Origin of the sequence: Ruania albidiflava DSM 18029 (genome assembly GCF_000421225.1) — a bacterium.
Classification (GTDB): domain Bacteria; phylum Actinomycetota; class Actinomycetes; order Actinomycetales; family Beutenbergiaceae; genus Ruania; species Ruania albidiflava.
On record NZ_ATWL01000051.1, the window covers coordinates 1 to 2,031 of the forward strand.

Annotated in this window: 1 protein-coding gene and 1 pseudogene; both read left to right on the forward strand. The window is 61.3% G+C overall.

The annotated features are described in order from the left end of the window. A pseudogene (locus tag K338_RS25915) lies at nucleotides 1-861 on the forward strand (hypothetical protein); the annotation flags it as partial. A gap of 215 nt (nucleotides 862-1,076) precedes the next feature. Further along, the coding region (locus K338_RS25765) for a putative sodium/potassium/calcium exchanger (protein WP_425413857.1) at nucleotides 1,077-2,031 on the forward strand (955 nt) is incomplete at its 3' end.

Below are 2,031 nucleotides of genomic sequence, written 5' to 3' on the forward strand. Positions count from 1 at the left end.
GACGAGCCGGCGGCGCTTGAACTTGATGTGTCGGCGCAACGCGCTTCCAATGAGGATTCCGGGCCGCTGTCGGGGCTCACGAGCTTGATCGCCCCAGTGACCGAACCATTGGTGGACGTTGTTCACCCGGTAACGGATGGCCTTGGTGCTCCTACCCTTCAGCAGCTCAGCGAGAATGTCGTCGACCCGGTGGTCGACGAGGTAGCAATGCCAGTGCTGGATCCAGTTCTTTCCGATGTCGTCACTCCGGTACTGGCGCCGGTGGTGACTGATGTTGTAGCTCCGGTCGTGCAAGATGTCGTTGTTCCGATTGCTGATCCCGTCGTGACAGACATTACCGATTCTGTCGTGAGGCCGGTGATCGAGCAGACGCTTGTTCCAGTGAACGGCGAGCGTCAGGATTCTGTAACAACTGTTATCCCGGTGCAGCCAGTTGTTCACGCGCTGTCAGCGGTCCCGGACATCACCGCGTTCGATGAGGACCAGTCCGCCCTTGCGACTGAGGACATCGATCATCGGCCCTCGGCTCCGTCGAGTGCTCTAGTGCCAGAGCCTTCTGTTCAAGGCATCGGCGCTGTCCCCGCGCCAGCAACGGGGGGGATCACTCCGGGGCCCGATGCTCCTCCTTCCGAGGCTCCATCCAATAGTGGGACGAGCGGCGACACCACGCCCGAGCCCGCTGGAGCGCCAACGTCGGTGCCGTCGGGTGCTGCTAGCGCGTACGGACAGGGCGGCGCTGGATTCGCTGACATCGTGCGGGAGATGCAACTCCCTGCAAATGCCTTTACCACGCAGGCAGCGGCGGAGTCGCTGCCCACTGTTCTTGACGTCATCTTGAAGGTTGCGGTCGCTCCTGACTAATGGGTGGACGACTGGACTCACTATCCAGCACGTCAACATGCGCCCTTTGGGCGCATTCCACTCAATTAGTCAGGAGTATTTCCATGCATACCTACTTGAGGCGAGCGCTGCGGATAACGCTGCTTGCCGGTGGGCTTACGATCGTTGGATCGGCGGGAGCTCAAGCTGTTACCGACAGCCCTCCCCTGGTGGTGGAATCCGCTCGGGAGGCCAGCGTGAACGGTGCTGTGGGAGTGAATGCTGCCAGCGAAGCGGGGGCCGAGAACGTCACATTTGAGATGTGTGACTCACAATCGTCCGGATCGTCGACGCTTGATGCCGAGGATCCCAGTGATGACGGCGGGCTGGTCTCGTCTGTAGTAGACACCGTCCAGTCAGCGTCCGAGGCTACGGGCGTCGATGTTCTGGACGTCTCATCCTCTACGCAAGATGAGAACAGCGTGGATGCCGAGGCATGTGCGACCCCGATGTCCACAACTAATGAACCGCACGATTCGCAACCCGCGGACGAGAGCGATGACAGTAGCAACACAGAGAATGCCAACACAGCAAGCCAACAAGAGGCACAGGGCGGTCCGAGCGAGGGCTCAGCAGCAGAGCCCGACCAGGTCTCCACAGCCGTAGAGTCCTCGGACGAGGAGGCTTCAGGGACGGCTACGACCACGGCCAGCGATGCCGTAGACAACGGTGAGAGTGCTGACAGCGCTGAGGACTGTTGCACGGTCGAGGAAGTCGCTGATGAGGACGCCGCAGGGACCGACGGCGCCGGCGAAGCCGATGGTTCGGATGGTTCCGGTCAGGCTCATGTTGAAGACGGGACCGATGTAACCGACGAAGAGTGCTGCACGGTCGAGGATGTGACCGATGAGAGCGCCGACGACTCGGATGGTTCCGATGGGTCTGGAGGAGCAGAAGGAGCCGATGGCTCGGAAAGCCCTGGTGGCTCGGAGGGGTCCGACAGCACTGATAGCTCGGCCGGGACCGATGGTTCAGATGGCCAGGATGGTTCCAACGGGGCCGATGGGAGCGACACTGCTGAAGACCCTGACGGCAGTGACGGAGCCAATGGCTCGGAGACTTCCGAAGGAACAGCGGCAACCGACGAGGAATGCTGCACGGTTGAAGATGTAACCGATGAGGAAGACACCGACGGGGCCGATGGTGCCGATG